Source organism: Pseudomonas yamanorum (genome assembly GCF_013386765.1).
In the GTDB taxonomy this organism is placed as follows: domain Bacteria; phylum Pseudomonadota; class Gammaproteobacteria; order Pseudomonadales; family Pseudomonadaceae; genus Aquipseudomonas; species Aquipseudomonas yamanorum_A.
Map to the genome: position 1 here is coordinate 60210 of NZ_JACARE010000038.1, position 18359 is coordinate 78568.

The 18359-nt window shown below is 61.6% G+C and carries 11 protein-coding genes; 2 read left to right on the forward strand and 9 right to left on the reverse strand.

Annotation, left to right across the window (positions count from 1 at the left end):
- Positions 1-4: 4 nt before the first annotated feature.
- On the reverse strand, positions 5-3901 hold the full coding sequence (gene purL / locus HX875_RS26045; RefSeq protein ID WP_177047272.1) for a phosphoribosylformylglycinamidine synthase: 3897 nt from the start codon (positions 3899-3901) through the stop codon (positions 5-7).
- A gap of 287 nt (positions 3902-4188) precedes the next feature.
- On the opposite strand from purL, the gene mltF reads away from it, so the two are divergent.
- A complete protein-coding gene (gene mltF / locus HX875_RS26050; protein WP_177047009.1) occupies positions 4189-5649 on the forward strand; it encodes a membrane-bound lytic murein transglycosylase MltF in 1461 nt (486 codons plus the stop codon).
- A gap of 136 nt (positions 5650-5785) precedes the next feature.
- Here mltF and HX875_RS26055 read toward each other — a convergent pair whose 3' ends face one another.
- From HX875_RS26055 to treP, 5 genes are all read right to left on the reverse strand, one after another.
- A complete protein-coding gene (locus HX875_RS26055; RefSeq protein ID WP_177047011.1) occupies positions 5786-6082 on the reverse strand; it encodes a PTS transporter subunit EIIB in 297 nt (98 codons plus the stop codon).
- 1 nt (position 6083) lies between these two features.
- Positions 6084-8612: a phosphoenolpyruvate--protein phosphotransferase gene (gene ptsP, locus HX875_RS26060; protein WP_177047013.1), complete on the reverse strand. Its 2529-nt coding sequence runs from the start codon at positions 8610-8612 to the stop codon at positions 6084-6086.
- A 129-nt stretch (positions 8613-8741) separates the two neighbouring features.
- Complete coding sequence (locus tag HX875_RS26065) at positions 8742-9962, reverse strand: maltoporin (RefSeq protein WP_177047015.1); 1221 nt, start codon at positions 9960-9962, stop codon at positions 8742-8744.
- Positions 9963-10164: 202 nt separating this feature from the next.
- Positions 10165-11811, reverse strand: coding sequence for an alpha,alpha-phosphotrehalase (gene treC, locus HX875_RS26070; protein ID WP_177047017.1), 1647 nt, complete (start codon positions 11809-11811; stop codon positions 10165-10167).
- Positions 11812-11929: 118 nt separating this feature from the next.
- A complete protein-coding gene (gene treP / locus HX875_RS26075; protein WP_177047024.1) occupies positions 11930-13372 on the reverse strand; it encodes a PTS system trehalose-specific EIIBC component in 1443 nt (480 codons plus the stop codon).
- Positions 13373-13690: 318 nt separating this feature from the next.
- On the opposite strand from treP, the gene treR reads away from it, so the two are divergent.
- The gene (treR, locus tag HX875_RS26080; protein WP_177047026.1) at positions 13691-14395 is read left to right on the forward strand and encodes a trehalose operon repressor; all 705 of its coding nucleotides are present in this window, start codon (positions 13691-13693) and stop codon (positions 14393-14395) included.
- 74 nt (positions 14396-14469) lie between these two features.
- On the opposite strand, the gene guaA is transcribed toward treR, so the two are convergent.
- The 3 genes from guaA to HX875_RS26095 form a co-directional block, all read right to left on the reverse strand.
- The gene (guaA, locus tag HX875_RS26085) at positions 14470-16047 is read right to left on the reverse strand and encodes a glutamine-hydrolyzing GMP synthase (protein ID WP_155581705.1); all 1578 of its coding nucleotides are present in this window, start codon (positions 16045-16047) and stop codon (positions 14470-14472) included.
- 81 nt (positions 16048-16128) lie between these two features.
- Positions 16129-17598 (reverse strand): IMP dehydrogenase, encoded by a 1470-nt coding sequence (gene guaB / locus HX875_RS26090; RefSeq protein WP_010176852.1) that lies wholly within the window; start codon positions 17596-17598, stop codon positions 16129-16131.
- A 104-nt stretch (positions 17599-17702) separates the two neighbouring features.
- Positions 17703-18251 (reverse strand): hypothetical protein, encoded by a 549-nt coding sequence (locus HX875_RS26095; RefSeq protein ID WP_003209647.1) that lies wholly within the window; start codon positions 18249-18251, stop codon positions 17703-17705.
- Positions 18252-18359: the final 108 nt, after the last annotated feature.

Here is an 18359-nt window from a genome sequence, read left to right on the forward strand (position 1 = left end):
CGTCTTAGTTCACCCACACACGAGCGTTACGGAACATGCGCATCCACGCGCCGTCTTCGTTCCACTCTTCCGGGCGCCACGAGTTCTGCACGGCGCGGAATACGCGCTCCGGGTGCGGCATCATGATGGTCACGCGACCGTCGCGGCTGGTCAGCCCGGTGATCCCGCGCGGCGAGCCGTTCGGGTTGGCCGGGTAGCCTTCGGTGACCTTGCCGTGGTTGTCGACGAAACGCAGGGCCACGGTACCGGACAGGTCGGCTTCCAGCAGTGCTTCTTCGCTGGAGAACTCGGCATGACCTTCACCGTGGGCGATGGCGATCGGCATGCGCGAACCGGCCATGCCCTGCAGGAAGATCGAGTTGGATTCCTGCACCTGCACCATCGCAACACGGGCTTCGAACTGCTCGGAACGGTTACGCACGAAGTGCGGCCAGAACTCGCTGCCCGGGATCAGTTCGCTGAGGTTGGACATCATCTGGCAACCGTTGCACACACCCAGGGTGAAGCTGTCGTTGCGCTCGAAGAAGCCCTGGAACGCGTCGCGGGCACGGCTGTTGAACAGCGCCGACTTGGCCCAGCCCTCACCGGCACCCAGCACGTCGCCGTAGGAGAAACCGCCGCAGGCTACGAGGCCCTTGAACTCGTTGAGGTCGACACGACCGGCGAGGATGTCGCTCATGTGCACGTCGATCGCATTGAAGCCGGCACGGTCGAACGCGGCCGCCATTTCCACCTGGCCGTTGACGCCCTGCTCACGCAGTACGGCAACTTGTGGGCGGATGCCTTTCTTGATGTAAGGCGCAGCGATGTCCTGGTTGACGTCGAAGCTGAGCTTGGTGCTCAGGCCCGGGTTGTCTTCTTCCAGGATGACGTCGAATTCCTGCTCGGCGCAGTCGGCGTTGTCACGCAGGCGCTGGATCTGGTAGCTGGTCTCGGCCCACTGGCGTTGCAGCAGGCGGCGCTGGCCTTCAAACACGGTTTCGCCGTTGAAGACGATGTTGATTTCACCGTTGTTGATCGGCTGGCCAACCACGGCCACGCAGTCGCCCAGGCCAGCGGCGCTGAACTGTGCGAGTACGTCTGGCGTTGCGTCCTGGCGAACCTGGATCACGGCGCCCAACTCTTCGTTGAACAGGATTGCGGCGATGTCGGCGGAAGTTTCCGCCAGGCCGTCGAGGTTCAGGCTCAGGCCGCAGTGACCGGCGAAGGCCATTTCCACGGCGCTGGTCAGCAAACCACCGTCGGAACGGTCGTGGTAAGCCAGCAGGTGACCGTCGGCGTTCAGGCCCTGGATCACTGCGAAGAAAGCTTTCAGGTCTTCGGCGTCGTCGACGTCCGGAGCCTGCTTGCCGAGCTTGCCATGCACCTGGGCGAGGATCGAGGCGCCCATGCGGTTCTGGCCGCGACCGAGGTCGATCAGGATCAGGTCGGTGGTGCCCTTGTCCATGCGCAGTTGCGGGGTCAGGGTCTGGCGAATGTCGGTCACTGGCGCGAAACCGGTGACGATCAGCGACAGCGGCGAAGTAACGCTCTTGTCCACGCCTTCATCGTTCCAGCGGGTGGCCATGGACATGGAGTCCTTGCCCACCGGAATGGTGATGCCCAGCTCAGGGCACAGCTCCATGCCGACCGCTTTCACGGTGTCGTACAGGCGCGCATCTTCACCCGGGTGACCGGCAGCAGACATCCAGTTGGCCGACAGCTTGATGTCGGAGATCTTGGCGATGCGCGATGCGGCGATGTTGGTCAGGGTTTCGCCGATGGCCATGCGGCCCGACGCCGGAGCGTCCAGCAGCGCCAGCGGAGTACGCTCGCCCATGGCCATGGCTTCACCGGTGTACACGTCGAAGCTGGTGGCGGTGACGGCAACGTCAGCCACCGGAACCTGCCACGGGCCGACCATTTGATCACGGGCAACCAGGCCGGTGATGGTACGGTCGCCGATGGTGATCAGGAAGCTTTTGCTGGCAACGGCCGGGTGGTGCAGGACGCGCTCCACGCAGTCGGCAATGGCCAGGGTGGACGGATCGAAATCGTCGCCCAGTTCGTTTTCGCGCACGGCCGAACGGTGCATGCGCGGGGCTTTGCCCAGCAGCACTTCCAGCGGCATGTCCACCGGGCTGTTGCCGAAGTGGCTGTCGGTGACCGTCAGTTGCGGCTCGGCAGTGGCTTCGCCGACTACGGCAAACGGGCAACGCTCGCGCTCGCAGATCGCCTGGAAGCGTTCGAAGTCCGCAGGACCTACCGCCAGAACGTAACGCTCCTGGGATTCGTTGCTCCAGATTTCGTGCGGGGCCATGCCCGGCTCGTCGTTTGGAATGTTGCGCAGTTCGAAGCGGCCGCCACGGTCGCCATCGTTGACCAGCTCGGGGAAGGCGTTGGACAAGCCGCCCGCGCCCACGTCGTGGATGAAGCTGATCGGGTTCTTGTCACCCAGCTGCCAGCAACGGTCGATGACTTCCTGGCAACGGCGTTCCATCTCAGGGTTTTCACGCTGTACGGACGCGAAGTCCAGGTCTGCCGAGCTGGTGCCGGTGGCCATGGAGGAAGCGGCGCCGCCGCCCAGGCCGATCAACATGGCCGGGCCGCCGAGGACGATCAGCTTGGAGCCGACCAGAATCTCGCCTTTCTGTACGTGTTCGGCGCGGATGTTGCCCATGCCGCCGGCCAACATGATCGGCTTGTGGTAACCGCGCACTTCATCGCCACGGGGGGTGGTGATGGACTGTTCGAAGGTACGGAAGTAGCCGGTCAGGGCCGGACGCCCGAATTCGTTGTTGAATGCAGCGCCGCCCAGCGGGCCTTCGATCATGATGTCCAGCGCGGTGACGATGCGCTCAGGCTTGCCGTACGGCACTTCCCACGGCTGTTCGAAGCCCGGGATCTGCAGGTTGGATACGGTGAAGCCAGTGAGGCCGGCCTTTGGCTTGGCGCCACGACCGGTTGCACCTTCGTCGCGAATCTCGCCGCCGGAACCGGTGGCTGCACCCGGGAACGGGGCAATCGCGGTCGGGTGGTTGTGGGTCTCGACTTTCATCAGGATGTGCACCGGCTCCTGCACCGCACCGTACTGGCGGGTTTCAGGGTCCGGGAAGAAGCGGCCGGCGACGCTGCCGACGATCACCGAGGCGTTGTCTTTATAAGCCGACAGAACGCCTTCGCTGTGCATCACGTAGGTGTTCTTGATCATGCCGAACAGGCTTTTTTCCTGGCTCTGGCCGTCGATGTCCCAACTGGCGTTGAAGATCTTGTGACGGCAGTGCTCGGAGTTCGCCTGGGCGAACATCATCAGTTCGATGTCGTGGGGGTTGCGCTTCAGACCGATGAAGGCGTTGACCAGGTAGTCAATTTCGTCTTCGGCGAGGGCCAGGCCCAGTTCGGTGTTGGCGGTTTCCAACGCGGCGCGACCGCCACCGAGCACGTCAATCGCGGTCAGCGGCTTGGGCTCGGCGTGGCTGAACAGACCGGCGGCCTGTTCCAGCTGGCTGACGATGATCTGGGTCATGCGGTCGTGCAGGCTGCTGGCGATCAGCTCGGCCTCGGCGTCGCTGAACTGGCCGGCTACATAGAAGGCAATCCCGCGTTCCAGGCGCTGGATTTTTTCCAGGCCGCAGTTGCGGGCGATGTCGCTGGCCTTGCTCGACCAGGGCGAGATGGTGCCGAACCGTGGCAAAACCAGGAACAAGCGGCCGTGAGGCTCTTGAACTGGAACGCTGGGACCGTACTTCAGAAGGCGCGCCAGCACTTGCTGTTCGTCGGCGGTCAAAACGCCGTTAACGTCGGCGAAGTGAGCAAATTCAGCATACAAGCCACTGACAGAAGGTACCTTCTGCCTCAGTTGCTCAAGGAGTTTGCTGTGGCGAAAGGCAGAAAGGGCAGGAGCGCCGCGCAGGATCAACATCTTCGGGACAGCCTCGGGAAGGGGGTGTGCTTTGAGGCCGTGCATTCTAGCGTAAACCGTCGCCAACGGCACCCGAAACGGCACCAGTGGCCGCAGCCGGACGTCAGTTGGCATAAATCGCACGATATCAGATGGCCATACCCGCTGTTTTGGGCAGTTATTTTAACCGTCACAATCGGCTGCCAGGCCCCGTTTCTGCGGGCTGCAGCCAAGGTTTACGGGCGCTAGCAGACAAGTGCCCCGCTGTCGAGATATGGCGCCGAGGGTCCTTTGCGTATACTGCGCAGATGTTCTCCCCTACTGCTTTACGCCCGCGAGGCGCCAAATGGCTCTTCGTCACCGGACTCTTCCTGCTGCTCAGCGCCTGTGTGGATAAACCCAACACGCTCGAGCGAATCAAGGAGGATGGCGTATTGCGGGTGGTTACCCGAAACAGCCCGGCCACTTATTTCCAGGACCGAAACGGTGAAACCGGTTTCGAATACGAACTGGTCAAGCGCTTCGCCGACGACCTGGGTGTAAAGCTGGAGATCCAGACCGCCGACAATCTGGATGACCTGTTCTCCCAGATCGGCAAGCCCAACGGCCCGGTGCTGGCCGCCGCCGGCCTGGTGAGCAGCGAGCAGCGCCGCCAAGAGGTGCGCTTCTCCCATCCGTACCTGGAAGTCACCCCGCAGATCATCTACCGCAACGGCCAGTCCCGCCCGACCACCGCGGCAGATTTGGTGGGCAAGAAGATCATGGTGCTCAAGGGCAGCACCCACGCCGAGCAACTCGCAGCGCTGAAAAAGCAGTTTCCCGGGATTGAATACGAAGAGTCCGACGCCGTTGAGGTGGTCGACCTGCTGCGTATGGTGGACGAAGGCCAGATCGACCTGACCCTCGTCGACTCCAACGAAGTGGCGATGAACCAGGTGTACTTCCCCAACGTGCGGGTGGCCTTCGACTTGGGCGACGCCAGCAATCAGGCCTGGGCGGTGGCGGCGGGCGATGACAACAGCCTGCTCAACGAGGTCAACAACTACCTCGACAAGGTTGAAAAGAACGGCACCCTGCAACGCCTGAAAGACCGATATTACGGACACGTCGATGTACTCGGTTATGTCGGCGCCTACACCTTCGCCCAGCATTTGCAGCAGCGCCTGCCCAAATATGAGAAACACTTCCGGGCCTACGCCAAGGAAGAAAAGGTCGACTGGCGCCTGTTGGCCGCTATCGGTTATCAGGAATCACTCTGGCAGCCGGCGGTCACCTCCAAGACCGGCGTGCGCGGCCTGATGATGCTGACCCAGAACACCGCGCAAGCCATGGGCGTGTCCAACCGCCTGGACGCCAAGCAAAGCATCATGGGCGGCGCCAAGTACCTGGCCAAGATCAAGGATGAGCTGGACGACAAGATTGCCGAGCCGGACCGCACCTGGTTTGCCCTGGCGGCGTACAACGTCGGCACCGGCCATTTGGATGACGCGCGCATTCTGGCGAAGAAAGAAGGCCTGAACCCGAACAAGTGGCTGGATGTGAAGAAGATGCTACCGCGCCTGGCGCAGAAGCAGTGGTACAGCAAGACGCGTTATGGGTATGCGCGAGGCGGTGAGCCAGTGCATTTTGTGGCGAACATCCGGCGCTACTACGACATCCTGACGTGGGTGACGCAGCCGCAGCTGGAAGGCAACCAGGTGGTGGAAGGCAACCTGCATGTGCCGGGTGTGGACAAGACCAAGCCGACTGAAGAAACCCCGCAGCTGTAATCCACGATTATCCAAACACCCAAAAACCCTGTGGGAGCCGGGCTTGCCCGCGATGGCGGAGTGTCAGCCAGCCTATGTATCGCTGACACTCCGCCATCGCGGGCAAGCCCGGCTCCCACATTTGATCTTCATTGATTTATAGAGCTGTGTTCAGGCCGGTGATCAGGTGCACCACCCCGCCCGCCAACACCATCACCCCCGGCACACCCGCCACTTTCAACGCCTGCGCATCCAGCCGCCCCGCATCCTTCAACTGCACCCGCACCCGCGTCAGTGCCACCCGCTGCTGCGACTTGAGGTTCTGCGCGCCGCCCAGCGCATCCAACACCGCCGGTGCCAATAGTGATTCGCTCACCGGAGCCGCCTGCGGCGTCTCAAGAATCAAATCCGGCGTCAGGGCCTTCCAGAACGCCCGCTGAAATTTCTCGAACATGTCAGTTCTCCACAACCAATGAGGTTTCAACGGTAGCCGCGTGATACAGGCGCAACGCCTCGCGCACCTGCGACGCTTCTTCCAGGCCCAGCACCTGGCGGGCGATGGATTGGCAGTCCGCCAACTCCAGCTCGCGCACGGTGGCCTTGATAGTCGGGATCAACGGCACGCTGACCGACAACTCATCCACCCCCAACCCGATCAGCACCGGCACCGCCAGCGCTTCAGACGCCAACGCGCCGCACACACCCACCCACTTGCCATGGGCATGGGCCGCCTTGACGGTGGTGGCGATCAGGCGCAGTACCGCCGGGTGGAAGCTGTCGGCCTGGCTGGCGAGGCGCGGGTGATCACGGTCCATGGCCAGGGTGTATTGGGTCAGATCGTTGGTGCCGATGGAGAAAAAATCCACCTCCGGCGCAAACACATCCGCCATCAGCGCCGCCGACGGGACTTCGATCATGATTCCCAGTTTCGGCAATTCCGTCAGCCCCAGGGCCAGCGCTTCCTCTTCAAGAATCTGCCGCGCGAGGCGCAGCTCGGAGAGCAGGCTGACCATCGGCAACATGATATGCAAACGGGCATAACCGGCACTGGCGAGAATCGCGCGGAATTGTTCACGCAGCAGTTCCGGGCGTTCCAGGCACAGGCGAATCCCGCGCAGGCCGAGGAACGGATTGCTCTCCGGGTCCATCGGCACATAGGCCAACGGCTTGTCGCCACCGACGTCCAGGGTGCGCACCACCAGATTGCGCTCGGGGCCCAACGCACGGGCAATCGCGCTGTAGGTGCCCGCCTGTTCTTCAGGGCTCGGCGCACGGTTGCGATCCAGGTAGAGGAATTCGGAGCGCAGCAAACCGACGCCTTCGCCGCCCAGTGACAACGCTTGTTCCACCTCTTGCAGGGACGCGACGTTAGCCGTCACCTCGACGTGATGACCGTCGCGGGTAGTGGCGGGCAATGACGCCTGTTCCACTTCACGCTGGCGGCGCAGCACTTGCTGTTGGCGGGTGGCTTGCAGTTGCTCGATCTCGTCCAGGTTCGGCTCCAGGTGCAGCTCGCCCTTGTCGGCATCCAGCAGCACTTGTTTGCCGTTCACCAATTCCAGCACCTGCACCGGCACGCCGCAGATCGCCGGCAGGCCCAGGGCACGGGCGAGGATCGCGACGTGGCTGGTAGCCCCGCCGCCCACGGTGACGAAGCCCAATACCTTGCGCGTATCGAGGCTGGCGGTTTGCGAGGGCGTGAGTTGTTCGGCAATCAGGATCGCCTGCTCCGGCAAGTCCCAGGCGCTGTCCTTGATCCCAAGGATCAGCTTCAGCACCCGTTGGCCAACGTCGGCCAGGTCCGCGGCGCGCTCGGCGAGCAAGGTGTTGCCCAAGCCCTGGAACAGCGTGGCGGTGGCGACTGTCGCACTGTTCCAGGCAAACGCTGCACTCTTGCCCTGGGCCAGTGATTCATGGGCCTGTTCCAGCAGCGTCGGGTCTTCCAGCAGCTCTTGATGAGCGCGGAAAATTTCCGCCTGGGCACTGCCAACCGCCTTGGCCTGCAAAGCTTGCAGGGCCTCGGTCGCTTCGTGCAGGCCACGTTCCAGCGCGGCGCGCTCGACCGCTTCGCCGGCACCGGCCTCAGTGATATTCAGATCAGGCTCGGCCACCTGAACCACTTGGCCAAACGCCGAACCCGGCGAAGCACACACACCCCGCAGCAAGGTCGCCGATGACTCAGGCAACACCGGCTCGCCTTCGACCTGCGCCGCCACCGTCTCCCCGCAACCGTCTGCCAGCAAGGCAACCAGAGCCGTGATCGCCGCATCGGCATCGTCGCCGGCCGCACTCACCTGCAAGGTATCGCCCTGCACCGTCTGCAACGCCATGATCGCCACCAGGGACTTGGCATTGGCGCTCTGGGTTTGCTTGTGCAGGTAAATGCTCGCGTTGAAACCCTTGGCTGCCTGGGCAAACACCGCCGCCGGGCGGGCATGCAGGCCGTTGGCATTGGGCAACGTCAGCGGCTTGGAGAACAGGGCGTCGCCCAGCTCTTCCTCGACCTCTGCCGTGCTCGCCGGCGGCGTTACCCGCAACAGCGGTTGCCCCACGTCCACCAGGCCCTGCTCCGGGGTCAAGAGCTTGAACGGCTCGCCACTGACCACCAGCATCAGGGTCAGCAAACTGCGGGCGTTGAGCGCCACGTAGTCGGCATCGAATTCAATCAGCGGTTGCCCGGCCTCCACCCGCTGGCCTTCCTCGACCAGCCGGGTGAAGCCCTTGCCCGCCAGATTCACGGTGTCCAGGCCGATGTGCATCAGCACCTGGACGCCATTGTCGTCGGTGATGCTCACCGCATGACCACTGTCCTGGATATTGCTGATCACCCCGGCCAGCGGCGCACAGAGGGTCTGCGAGGTCGGATCGATGCACAGGCCATCGCCGATCAGGCGACTGGAGAACACCGGGTCAGGCACCTGGTCCAGGGCGAGCAGCACCCCGGACAATGGCGCCAGCAATTCCAGGGAATGGGTTGTGGTCATGACTTCACCTGCTGTTTTGTTCTGTAAAAAACACCTTTAGGAACCGGCTTGCCGGCGATGAGGTCGGTCGATAGTGCGATGATTTCAAGGACGCCATCGCCGGCAAGCCGGGCTCCTACAGGGATTGTGTTATTTCCACCAATATTCGACTTGCACACCAAAGTTGGAACCATGCAACGCACTGCCGTAGCTGCCGGTGTCGGACAACGCCGAACCTGCCGCCAGTTCATTGGCCGCACGCTTGGCCGCTTCGTTCCAGGTCGCGTAGGTGTAATACAAGCGCACCTCCGGCCGCGCCCAGAAATCCGGGCCTTTGGGCGACCAGGTCGGGGCGAAGGTAAATTTGCTCAGCTTGCGCGTGCCACCGGTGGCCTCGACCTGATCATGACCGAGTTCGGTGACCAGTTTGAACTGTTCGGAGATCGCATAGGCCGGGCGTACACCCACCGACATCCAGGTCTGATCCTGGCTGCCCGGGCGAATATCTTTCTGGTACACGGCCTCGATCTGCCCGCCAAAACGCGGGGTCACTTGCCAGTCGAAGAACTCCACCGCGCGGTAGCTCTTGCTGCTTTTGTCGAGGAACGTATCGCCGGTGTAGCCGAGGCCGGTGCCGGGGCCTTCACCGTACTGCAACGCGAACTTGTTGCGCCCGCCGAGGAAGGGTTTCTGCACGTGCTGGGCGGTAATGGCCCAGCCGCTGTTGGTGTCGCGGCCACCGGCTTTTTCGATGTAGCTCAAGCCCAGCTCCACCTCGCCACCGGGGTTGGTCTTGAAGCCGGCCACGTTGAAGTCGTGACGGGTGGCGTATTCCTTCTGGTACAGGTTGTCCTTGCGGGAAAGCGCGTAGCTGTATTTCAGATCGCCGATTTTCACGTCCTCGATACCGCCGCCCGTGGCGCTCTGGTTCCAGTAGTAGAAGTCGGAGATATGGATGTCGTTTCGTTTGTAGTAACGCCGGCCGGCCCACAGCGAACCGCCGTTGAGGCTGGGCAGGTTCGACCACTGCGCATACATCTGTGGCATGCGCGCCGAGCCGTTGTCTTCGCCCTGGAACTTCAGCGCCCGGTCGTACTTGTTGTACAGCGAGGCCATGGCATCGACGCTGAATACCGAACCGTCGTCGAGGGTCAGCAGGTCCTGGCGCAATTCGAGTTCGGCGTACTGCTCGCATTCGTTGCCCAGGCGGTACTTCGATTGTGCCCCCGGCAACTGGAAGCACTGCTGCTTGCCGCTGCCGGTTGAAGTGCCCGCGCCGCTGCGCAAATAGCCGGCGAATTCCAAGGCCTGGGCGGCCATCGGCAAGGTCAGACAGGATGCAACGAGGCCCAGCTTTATTGTTGTTTTCATGAAGCACTCCGATATTTTTATTATGTTTTTCAAAGCGCCCTGCGCTCCCACGCAGGGTTTAACTCGTCGTATCCCGTAGCAGCTGTCGAGCACCAGCGAGGCTGCGTTGGCTGCAGCGCCTCAATCACGTCAGGCGCAGGCATCGAGTCGCGCCTGACGCAGCCTCGCTGGTGCTCGACAGCTGCTACGGCAGTTCCGGGTCTCAGTCCTTGAGGTGCAGCACAAACGATTCATACGGGCGCAGCGAGACCTGGCTCGAACGCTGTGGGCAGTCGTGGTAGTTGCTGATCAGCAGGCGTTGCGCGCTGGCCGCCGTCAGCAGGCCATCGGGCAGTTCGATCTGGCATGGCGTGCCGTAAAAGTTGTTCAGCACCAGCAGACGCTCGCCCTGCCCTTCCCGCAGGTACGCCCACACCTGGGTGTGCTGTGGCAGCAGTTGGCGATAAACACCTTCCTGGATCAGCGGCTCGTGACGACGCAATTCGATCAGGGCGCGGTAGTGATGCAGCACCGATTGCGGGTCATCCAGCTGGCTTTGCACGTTGATCTGCGCCGCGTTGGCCGGGATGCCGATCCACGGTTCACCGCTGCTGAAGCCGGCATTTTTATCGGCATTCCATTGCATCGGCGTGCGCCCGTTATCCCGGGATTTCTGCATGATCGCGGCCATGCTCGACGCCTCGGACTCACCGGCCTCGCGCTTGAGCCGATAGATGTTCAGGGTCTCGACATCCCGGTATTGGTCGATGGTGTCGAAGCCCGGATTGGTCATGCCCAGCTCTTCGCCCTGGTACACAAACGGCGTGCCCTGGAGGAAGTGCAACGCGGTGGCGAGCATCTTCGCCGAGACCACGCGGTGCTCGCCGTCATCCCCAAAACGCGAGACAACCCGCGGCTGGTCGTGGTTACACCAGAACAACGCATTCCAGCCGCCACCGGCCTGCATGCCGAGTTGCCAGTCAGACAAAATCTGCTTGAGTTGCAAGAAGTCGAAGTCGGCCGCGACCCACTTTTGCAGGTTCGGGTAATCGACTTTCAGGTGATGAAAGTTGAAGGTCATCGACAGCTCTTTCGACTCTGGATTCGAATAGCGAATGCAGTGCTCAAGGCTGGTGGACGACATCTCGCCGACGTTGATCAGGTCATGCCCCTCGAACACTTCGCGGTGCATTTCCTGCAGGTACTCATGCACGTTCGGGCCGTCGGTGTAGAAGCGCCGACCGTCGGTGTTGTCTTCGGGGAAATCCGCCGGCTTGGAGATCAGGTTGATCACGTCCAGGCGGAAACCGCCCACGCCCTTGTCGCGCCAGAAGCGCATCAGCTTGAACACTTCGGCGCGCACCTTGGGATTGTCCCAATTCAAGTCAGCCTGGGTGTGGTCGAACAGGTGCAGGAAGTACTGGCCGGTTTGCGCCTCGTATTCCCAGGCCGAACCGCCGAACTTGGATTCCCAGTTGTTCGGCTGGTCGCGCCAGATGTAGAAGTCGCGGTACGGGTTGTCGAGGCTGCTGCGGGCCTGCTGGAACCACTCGTGCTCGATGGACGTGTGGTTGACCACGATGTCGAGCATCAGCGTGATGCCGCGCTTGGCCGCTTCGCTGATCAGCAGGTCGCAATCGGCCATGGTCCCGTAGCTGGGGTCGATGGCGTAGTAGTCGCTGATGTCGTAGCCGTTGTCGCGCTGGGGCGAACGCAGGAACGGAGTGATCCACAGGCAGTCGACGCCCAGCCACTTCAGGTAATCGAGCTTGTCCACGATGCCCAGCAGGTCACCGGTGGCGTTACCCGCGTGGCTGTGGAAGCTTTTGGGGTAGATCTGGTAGATCACCGAGTGTTGCCAGTCTTGCATGGTGGGTTCCTTCAAATAAGGTGTGTGTTGGCCTTGAGGGCCCCATCGCGAGCAGCCCGGCTCCTACAGGGGAACGCATTTCAACTGTGGGAGCTGGCTTGCCTGCGATGGCGATAGATCAGGCAACCCGGTATCCAGGCCGCACGATCTTCATGCTCAATGCACAGGTCAAAACAAACGGCACGACAATCGCGATCACCATGCCGATGACAAAGCTTGGGATGTACTGCGGGATGATCGAGATGAATCCGGGCAAGCCACCGACACCGATGGCCGAGGCCTGGACCTTGTTCAGCGACAGGAAAATGCTGCCCAGGGCCGAGCCGGTCAGGGCCGCATAGAACGGAAACTTGAAGCGCAGGTTGACCCCGAACATCGCCGGTTCAGTGATGCCGAAGTAGGCGGAAATCGCCGAAGTCGAGGCCATGCTTTTATCCCGCGCATTGCGGCTCATGTAGAACACTCCGAGCGCCGCACTGCCCTGGGCCAGGTTGGACATGACGATCATCGGCCAGATAAAGGTGCCGCCCTGGGTGGAGATCAGTTGCAGGTCCACCGCGAGGAACATGTGGTGCATGCCGGTGATCACCAGCGGTGCGTACAGCAGGCCGAAAATCGCGCCGCCGACCATGGGCGCCAGGTCGAACAGGGTGACCACGCCTTCGGTGATCAGGATGCCGAGGTGACGAGTCACCGGGCCGATGATCGCCAGCGCCAGCACACCGGTGACGACGATGGTGGTGATCGGCACCACCAGCAATTGAATGGCATTCGGCACCCGTGCCCGCAGCCATTTTTCAATCACGCTCATCACGTAGGCCGCCAGCAGGATCGGCAGGATCTGGCCCTGGTAGCCGACCTTCTCGATCTTGAACCAGCCGAAAATATCGAAGTACGGCAGGCTCTGGCCATCGAGGCCGGCGACGGCCTTGCCGTAGTTCCAGGCGTTGAGCAAATCGGGGTGCACCAGCATCAGGCCGAGGACGATGCCGAGGATTTCACTGCCGCCAAAACGTTTGGCGGCCGACCAGCCCACCAATGCCGGCAGGAACACGAACGAGGTGTTGGCCATCAGGTTGATCAGGCTCCACAACCCATCCAGGTTCGGATAGGCGTCGAGCAGGGTCTTGCCCTCGATGAACATGCCCTTGGCGCCCATCAGGTTGTTCACCCCCATGAGCAAGCCGGCAATGATCAGCGCCGGCAGGATCGGCATGAACACGTCGGAGAACACCCGCACCAGGCGCTGCATGGGGTTGATTTTGTCGGCGCTTTTTTGCTTCACGTCCGCGATGGTCGACGCGGCGAGGCCCGTTTGCTCACGCAGGGCGGCGTAGACCTTTTCCACTTCGCCGGGGCCGATCACGATCTGGAACAGGCCGCCGGTGAAGAACGAGCCCTTGACCAGATCGACCTGATTCAACGCGCCGCTGTTGGCCAGGCTCGGGTCCTTGAGGGCCAGGCGCAGGCGGGTCACGCAGTGGGCAGCTTGCTCAAGGTTGTCGCTGCCACCGAGGTTCTCGAGAATCTCGCGGGCAATATTCGGATAGTCGTGGCTCATGCTTGGTATCCACTTGGTTTTTTTTATTGGGGGCGGTCATTGGCAGCACGCCGAGGGCAAAAGTACTCGTCTGTACGAGTTAAAGCAACAACTCGTCTGTACGAGTTGCAAATTGTTTGCTCCCTGTAGGAGCGAGCTTGCTCGCGAAGAACCTGAGGGCGATGTTGGGTACCAGGCTTTTCGCGTCATCGTTAACGACCTTCGCGAGCAAGCTCGCTCCTACAGAAGGCACGAATATCCAAGGGTCGAATGGACAAACCTTACCTCTGCCACTAAGGTTCGTGCCTTGAATGCAATCGCGGCACAGAGCCCTCCTCCATGAGCAAATACAACCAGATCTATACCGATCTGCTTGCCAGCATCACCACCGAACGCCTGCAACGCGGCACGCGCCTGCCCTCCGAAACCGAACTGATGGACGCCTACCAGGCCAGCCGTGGCACGGTGCGCCGGGCAATCGAGCAATTGCAGGAGCGCGGCTTCGCGCAAAAGATTCATGGCAAGGGCACCTTCGTGCTCTCACCCAACCCCATCGAATTCCAGCTGGGCGGGATTGTCAGCTTTCGCGAAACCCATGCCGCACTGGGGGACGACGTCAGCACCGAAGTGGTGGAGTTCAGCCAATTCCCGCTGGAAGGCGCACTGCTGCAACATATCGAGGCCGAAGCCGGCAGCCTGATCACCCGGGTGAAACGGGTGCGGCGCATCGATGGCAAGCGGGTGATCCTCGACATCAACCACTTCGTCGCCGACCTGATTCCGGGGCTTGATCGCTCGATTGCCGAGCAGTCGATCTATGCGTTTATCGAGCAGACGCTGCAGCTGCAGATCAGCTATGCCCAGCGCACCATCGAGGCGTTGCCGCGAGGCAAGGATGATCAACTGCACCTCGACCTGGATGGGCAAAGCCATGTGATCGTGGTGAGCAACCAGACGTTTTTGCAGGATGGGCGGCAGTTCGAGTACACCGAGTCGCGGCATACGCTGGATAAGTTTTACTTTTCGGACATTGCGCGGCGGTAAACAAACGCCGGAAACACAAAACCCCGGCACCAGGCCGGGGTTTTGTTATTCAGCGTTCACCTGCTACCGCAGGATCACTCCCACTCAATCGTCGCCGGCGGCTTGCTCGACACGTCGTAAGTCACGCGCGAAATACCTTCGATCTCATTGATGATACGACCGCTGACGGTTTCCAGCAGTTCGTACGGCAGGTGTGCCCAACGGGCGGTCATGAAGTCGATGGTTTCCACCGCACGCAGGGCCACAACCCAGGCGTAACGACGGCCATCGCCGACCACGCCAACCGACTTGACTGGCTGGAACACCACGAACGCCTGGCTGACCTTGTGGTACCAGTCGGCCTTACGCAGTTCTTCGATGAAGATGTGGTCGGCGCGACGCAGCAGGTCGGCGTATTCCTTCTTCACTTCACCGAGAATCCGCACGCCCAGGCCCGGGCCCGGGAATGGGTGGCGGTAGACCATGTCGTACGGCAGGCCGAGTTCCAGGCCCAGGCGACGGACTTCGTCCTTGAACAGTTCGCGCAGCGGTTCTACCAGCTTGAGGTTCATTTCCTCAGGCAGGCCACCCACGTTGTGGTGGGACTTGATCACGTGGGCCTTGCCGCTCTTGGCGCCAGCCGACTCGATCACGTCCGGGTAGATGGTGCCCTGGGCGAGGTACTTGATGTTGTCCAGTTTGTTGGACTGTGCATCGAATACGTCGATGAAGGTGCGGCCGATGATCTTGCGCTTCTTCTCCGGGTCGGACTCGCCGGCCAGGTTGTTCAGGAACTGGTCTTCAGCGTTGGCGCGGATCACCTTGACGCCCATGTTCTCGGCGAACATGGCCATCACTTGCTCGCCTTCGTGCAGGCGCAGCAGGCCGTTGTCGACGAAGACGCAGGTCAGTTGGTCGCCGATGGCCTTGTGCAGCAAGGCCGCGACCACGGAGGAGTCAACACCACCGGACAGGCCCAGCAGGACGTTGTCGGTGCCGACCTGGGCACGGATGTTGGCGATGGCGTCTTCAGCGATTTTCGACGGGGTCCACAGCGCTTCGCACTGGCAGATGTCGAGGATGAAGCGCGACAGGATGCGACCGCCTTGCTTGGTGTGGGTCACTTCCGGGTGGAACTGCACGCCGTAGTAGCCGCGCTCGTCGTTGAACATGCCGGCGATCGGGCAGCTCGGGGTGCTGGCCAGGATGTGGAAGTCTTCCGGCATCCTGGTGACCTTGTCACCGTGGCTCATCCACACGTCGAGGCCGAACAGGCCGTCGGCGTCGATGTGGTCTTCGATACCGTCCAGCAGGCGGCTCTTGCCGACCACGTCGACACGAGCGTAACCGAATTCACGCAGCTCGGAACCTTCAACCTTGCCGCCCAGTTGCTCGGCCATGGTCTGCATGCCGTAGCAGATACCGAAGACCGGCACGCCCAGGTCAAACACTGCCTGCGGGCAACGCGGGCTGTTGGCTTCGTGCACGGACTCGGGGCCGCCGGCGAGAATGACGCCTTTTGGAGCGAATTCGCGAATCGCTTCGTCGTCCATGTCGAACGGATGCAGTTCGCAGTACACGCCGATTTCACGCACGCGGCGGGCGATCAGCTGGGTGTACTGGGAACCGAAATCGAGGATCAGGATGCGGTGGGCGTGAATGTCGAGGGCCATGGAGTCAGTCTCGTCTATGTAATTCAGAAACAACTCGGGGCTGAAGAACAGCCCCGGTTACTTAACGTTTTGCTGGAAGCATCAACCTACGCGGTAGTTTGGCGCTTCCTTGGTGATCTGTACGTCGTGGACGTGGGACTCGGCCATGCCGGCACCGGTGATCCGCACGAACTCAGGCTTGGTGCGCATTTCTTCGATGTCGGCGCTGCCGGTGTAGCCCATCGAGGAACGCAGGCCGCCCATCAGTTGATGGATGATGGCGCTCAGGGTGCCCTTGTACGGAACACGCCCTTCAATGCCTTCCGGTACCAGCTTCTCGGCGCCCGCTGAGGAGTCCTGGAAGTAACGGTCGGAAGAACCTTGAGCCTGGGACATGGCGCCCAGGGAACCCATGCCGCGGTAAGCCTTGTACGAACGACCCTGGAACAGTTCGATCTCGCCCGGCGCTTCTTCGGTACCGGCGAACATCGAGCCCATCATCACGCAGGAAGCACCGGCAACGATGGCCTTGGACAGGTCACCGGAGAAACGGATGCCGCCGTCGGCGATCAACGGTACGCCGGTGCCTTCAAGGGCAGCGGCGACGTTGGCGATGGCGCTGATTTGCGGCACGCCTACACCGGCAACGATACGGGTGGTGCAGATCGAGCCAGGGCCGATACCGACCTTGACCGCGTCTGCGCCCGCAGCAACCAGTGCCTTGGCGGCAGCGCCGGTGGCAATGTTGCCGCCGATCACTTGTACTTCAGGGAAATTCTCTTTGACCCAACGCACGCGGTCGATCACACCTTTGGAGTGACCGTGGGCGGTGTCGACCACCACCACGTCAACGCCGGCAGCCACCAGGGCCGAGACGCGCTCGCCGGTGTCCTTGCCGGTGCCGACCGCAGCGCCAACGCGCAGGCGACCTTGGTCGTCCTTGCTGGCCAGCGGGTAAGCCTTGGCTTTTTCGATGTCGTTGACGGTCATCATGCCCTTGAGGGCAAATTTGTCGTCGACGATCAGTACGCGTTCGATGCGGTGCTTGTGCAACAGCTCACGAACGTCGTTCTTGTCAGCGCCTTCCTTGACAGTAACGAGGCGCTCTTTAGGCGTCATCACTTCGCGGACGGTGACTTCAAGACGGTTCTCGAAACGCACGTCACGGGAAGTGACGATGCCGACCAGGTCGCCATCGTGCAGTACCGGAACGCCGGAGATGTTGTGCAGGCGGGTCAGGTCGAACAGGTCACGAACGGTGGCATCGGCCTCGATGGTGATCGGGTCCTTGACCACACCGGCTTCGTAACGCTTGACCTTGCGCACTTCGGCAGCTTGCTGCTCGATGGTCATGTTCTTGTGGATGATGCCGATGCCGCCTTCCTGAGCCATGGCGATTGCCAAACGGGCTTCAGTGACGGTATCCATGGCAGCGGAAACCAGAGGAATATTCAGCTCGATGCCACGGGTTAGGCGGGTCTTGAGACTGACTTCGTTAGGAAGCACCTCGGAATAACCGGGCACTAGGAGAATGTCGTCGAATGTCAGAGCTTCTTGGCTGATACGCAGCATCGCGGGGGCTCCCGAGCGGGAAAATGGAAGCGCGCCATTATAGTCAGACACCCCCTCGGGTTCAATGTAAAACTCTGACAAACTTGGTAATACTGATAGATGGATTAAAGTTCGACTTTGACCCAACTCATCTTCTGGTCCAGCCAGTCGGCAAATTCGTCGATAAAACTCTGCTTGAACCCCGCCTCCGCCCAGTTATTGAAGATGAATCCCAGGTTGGAGAAGCCGCATTCCTGCAGGAACAGGAAGCCGTTGATGTCGTCTTCATGCCCACACAGCGGGCAGGTGAAGTTGTCGGTGTGGCCGGGCATCCAGTCTTCCAGGCTTTCGAACAGGGCTTCGCCGACTTCCTTGAGGCACTCGGGGCAACCGGCTTCTTCCAGGAAGCCTTTGGCCGGGGTGTAGATGCAGCGCTTGTAGATGATCTCCAGGCCGTTGATCGGCTCGTTGAACGGCAGCGCGTCGGGGTGCAGCACCACGGCGCGGGCACCGTCGGCCAGGGCGTAGCCCATGCGATTGCCGGTGCGCCCGCAGGTGGTGAGTTCTTCCTTGACGATGTTCTTGCGCACCAGCCAGCGCACGATCGCCCGGGCGCGGGGTTCGTGGACGGGCAAGGTGGAGATCTTGGGGACAAGGATGCTTTGGGAATTCATGGTGCCTGGGTGTCCTGCGGTGTGGCTTCTGGCCTCATCGCGGGCAAGCCCGGCTCCCACATTGGAATGCGATCAACTGTGGGAGCCGGGCTTGCCCGCGATGGGGCC

What these genes read in the sequence shown, in the direction of transcription:
- treP (WP_177047024.1), bottom strand. Translation starts at nt 13,372, where the DNA reads ATGAGCCACGACTATCCGAATATTGCCCGCGAGATTCTCGAGAACCTC.
- guaA (WP_155581705.1), bottom strand. Translation starts at nt 16,047, where the DNA reads ATGGCCCTCGACATTCACGCCCACCGCATCCTGATCCTCGATTTCGGT.
- HX875_RS26095 (WP_003209647.1), bottom strand. Translation starts at nt 18,251, where the DNA reads ATGAATTCCCAAAGCATCCTTGTCCCCAAGATCTCCACCTTGCCCGTC.
- HX875_RS26055 (WP_177047011.1), bottom strand. Translation starts at nt 6,082, where the DNA reads ATGTTCGAGAAATTTCAGCGGGCGTTCTGGAAGGCCCTGACGCCGGAT.
- guaB (WP_010176852.1), bottom strand. Translation starts at nt 17,598, where the DNA reads ATGCTGCGTATCAGCCAAGAAGCTCTGACATTCGACGACATTCTCCTA.
- mltF (WP_177047009.1), top strand. Translation starts at nt 4,189, where the DNA reads ATGTTCTCCCCTACTGCTTTACGCCCGCGAGGCGCCAAATGGCTCTTC.
- purL (WP_177047272.1), bottom strand. Translation starts at nt 3,901, where the DNA reads ATGTTGATCCTGCGCGGCGCTCCTGCCCTTTCTGCCTTTCGCCACAGC.
- treR (WP_177047026.1), top strand. Translation starts at nt 13,691, where the DNA reads ATGAGCAAATACAACCAGATCTATACCGATCTGCTTGCCAGCATCACC.
- ptsP (WP_177047013.1), bottom strand. Translation starts at nt 8,612, where the DNA reads ATGACCACAACCCATTCCCTGGAATTGCTGGCGCCATTGTCCGGGGTG.
- treC (WP_177047017.1), bottom strand. Translation starts at nt 11,811, where the DNA reads ATGCAAGACTGGCAACACTCGGTGATCTACCAGATCTACCCCAAAAGC.
- HX875_RS26065 (WP_177047015.1), bottom strand. Translation starts at nt 9,962, where the DNA reads ATGAAAACAACAATAAAGCTGGGCCTCGTTGCATCCTGTCTGACCTTG.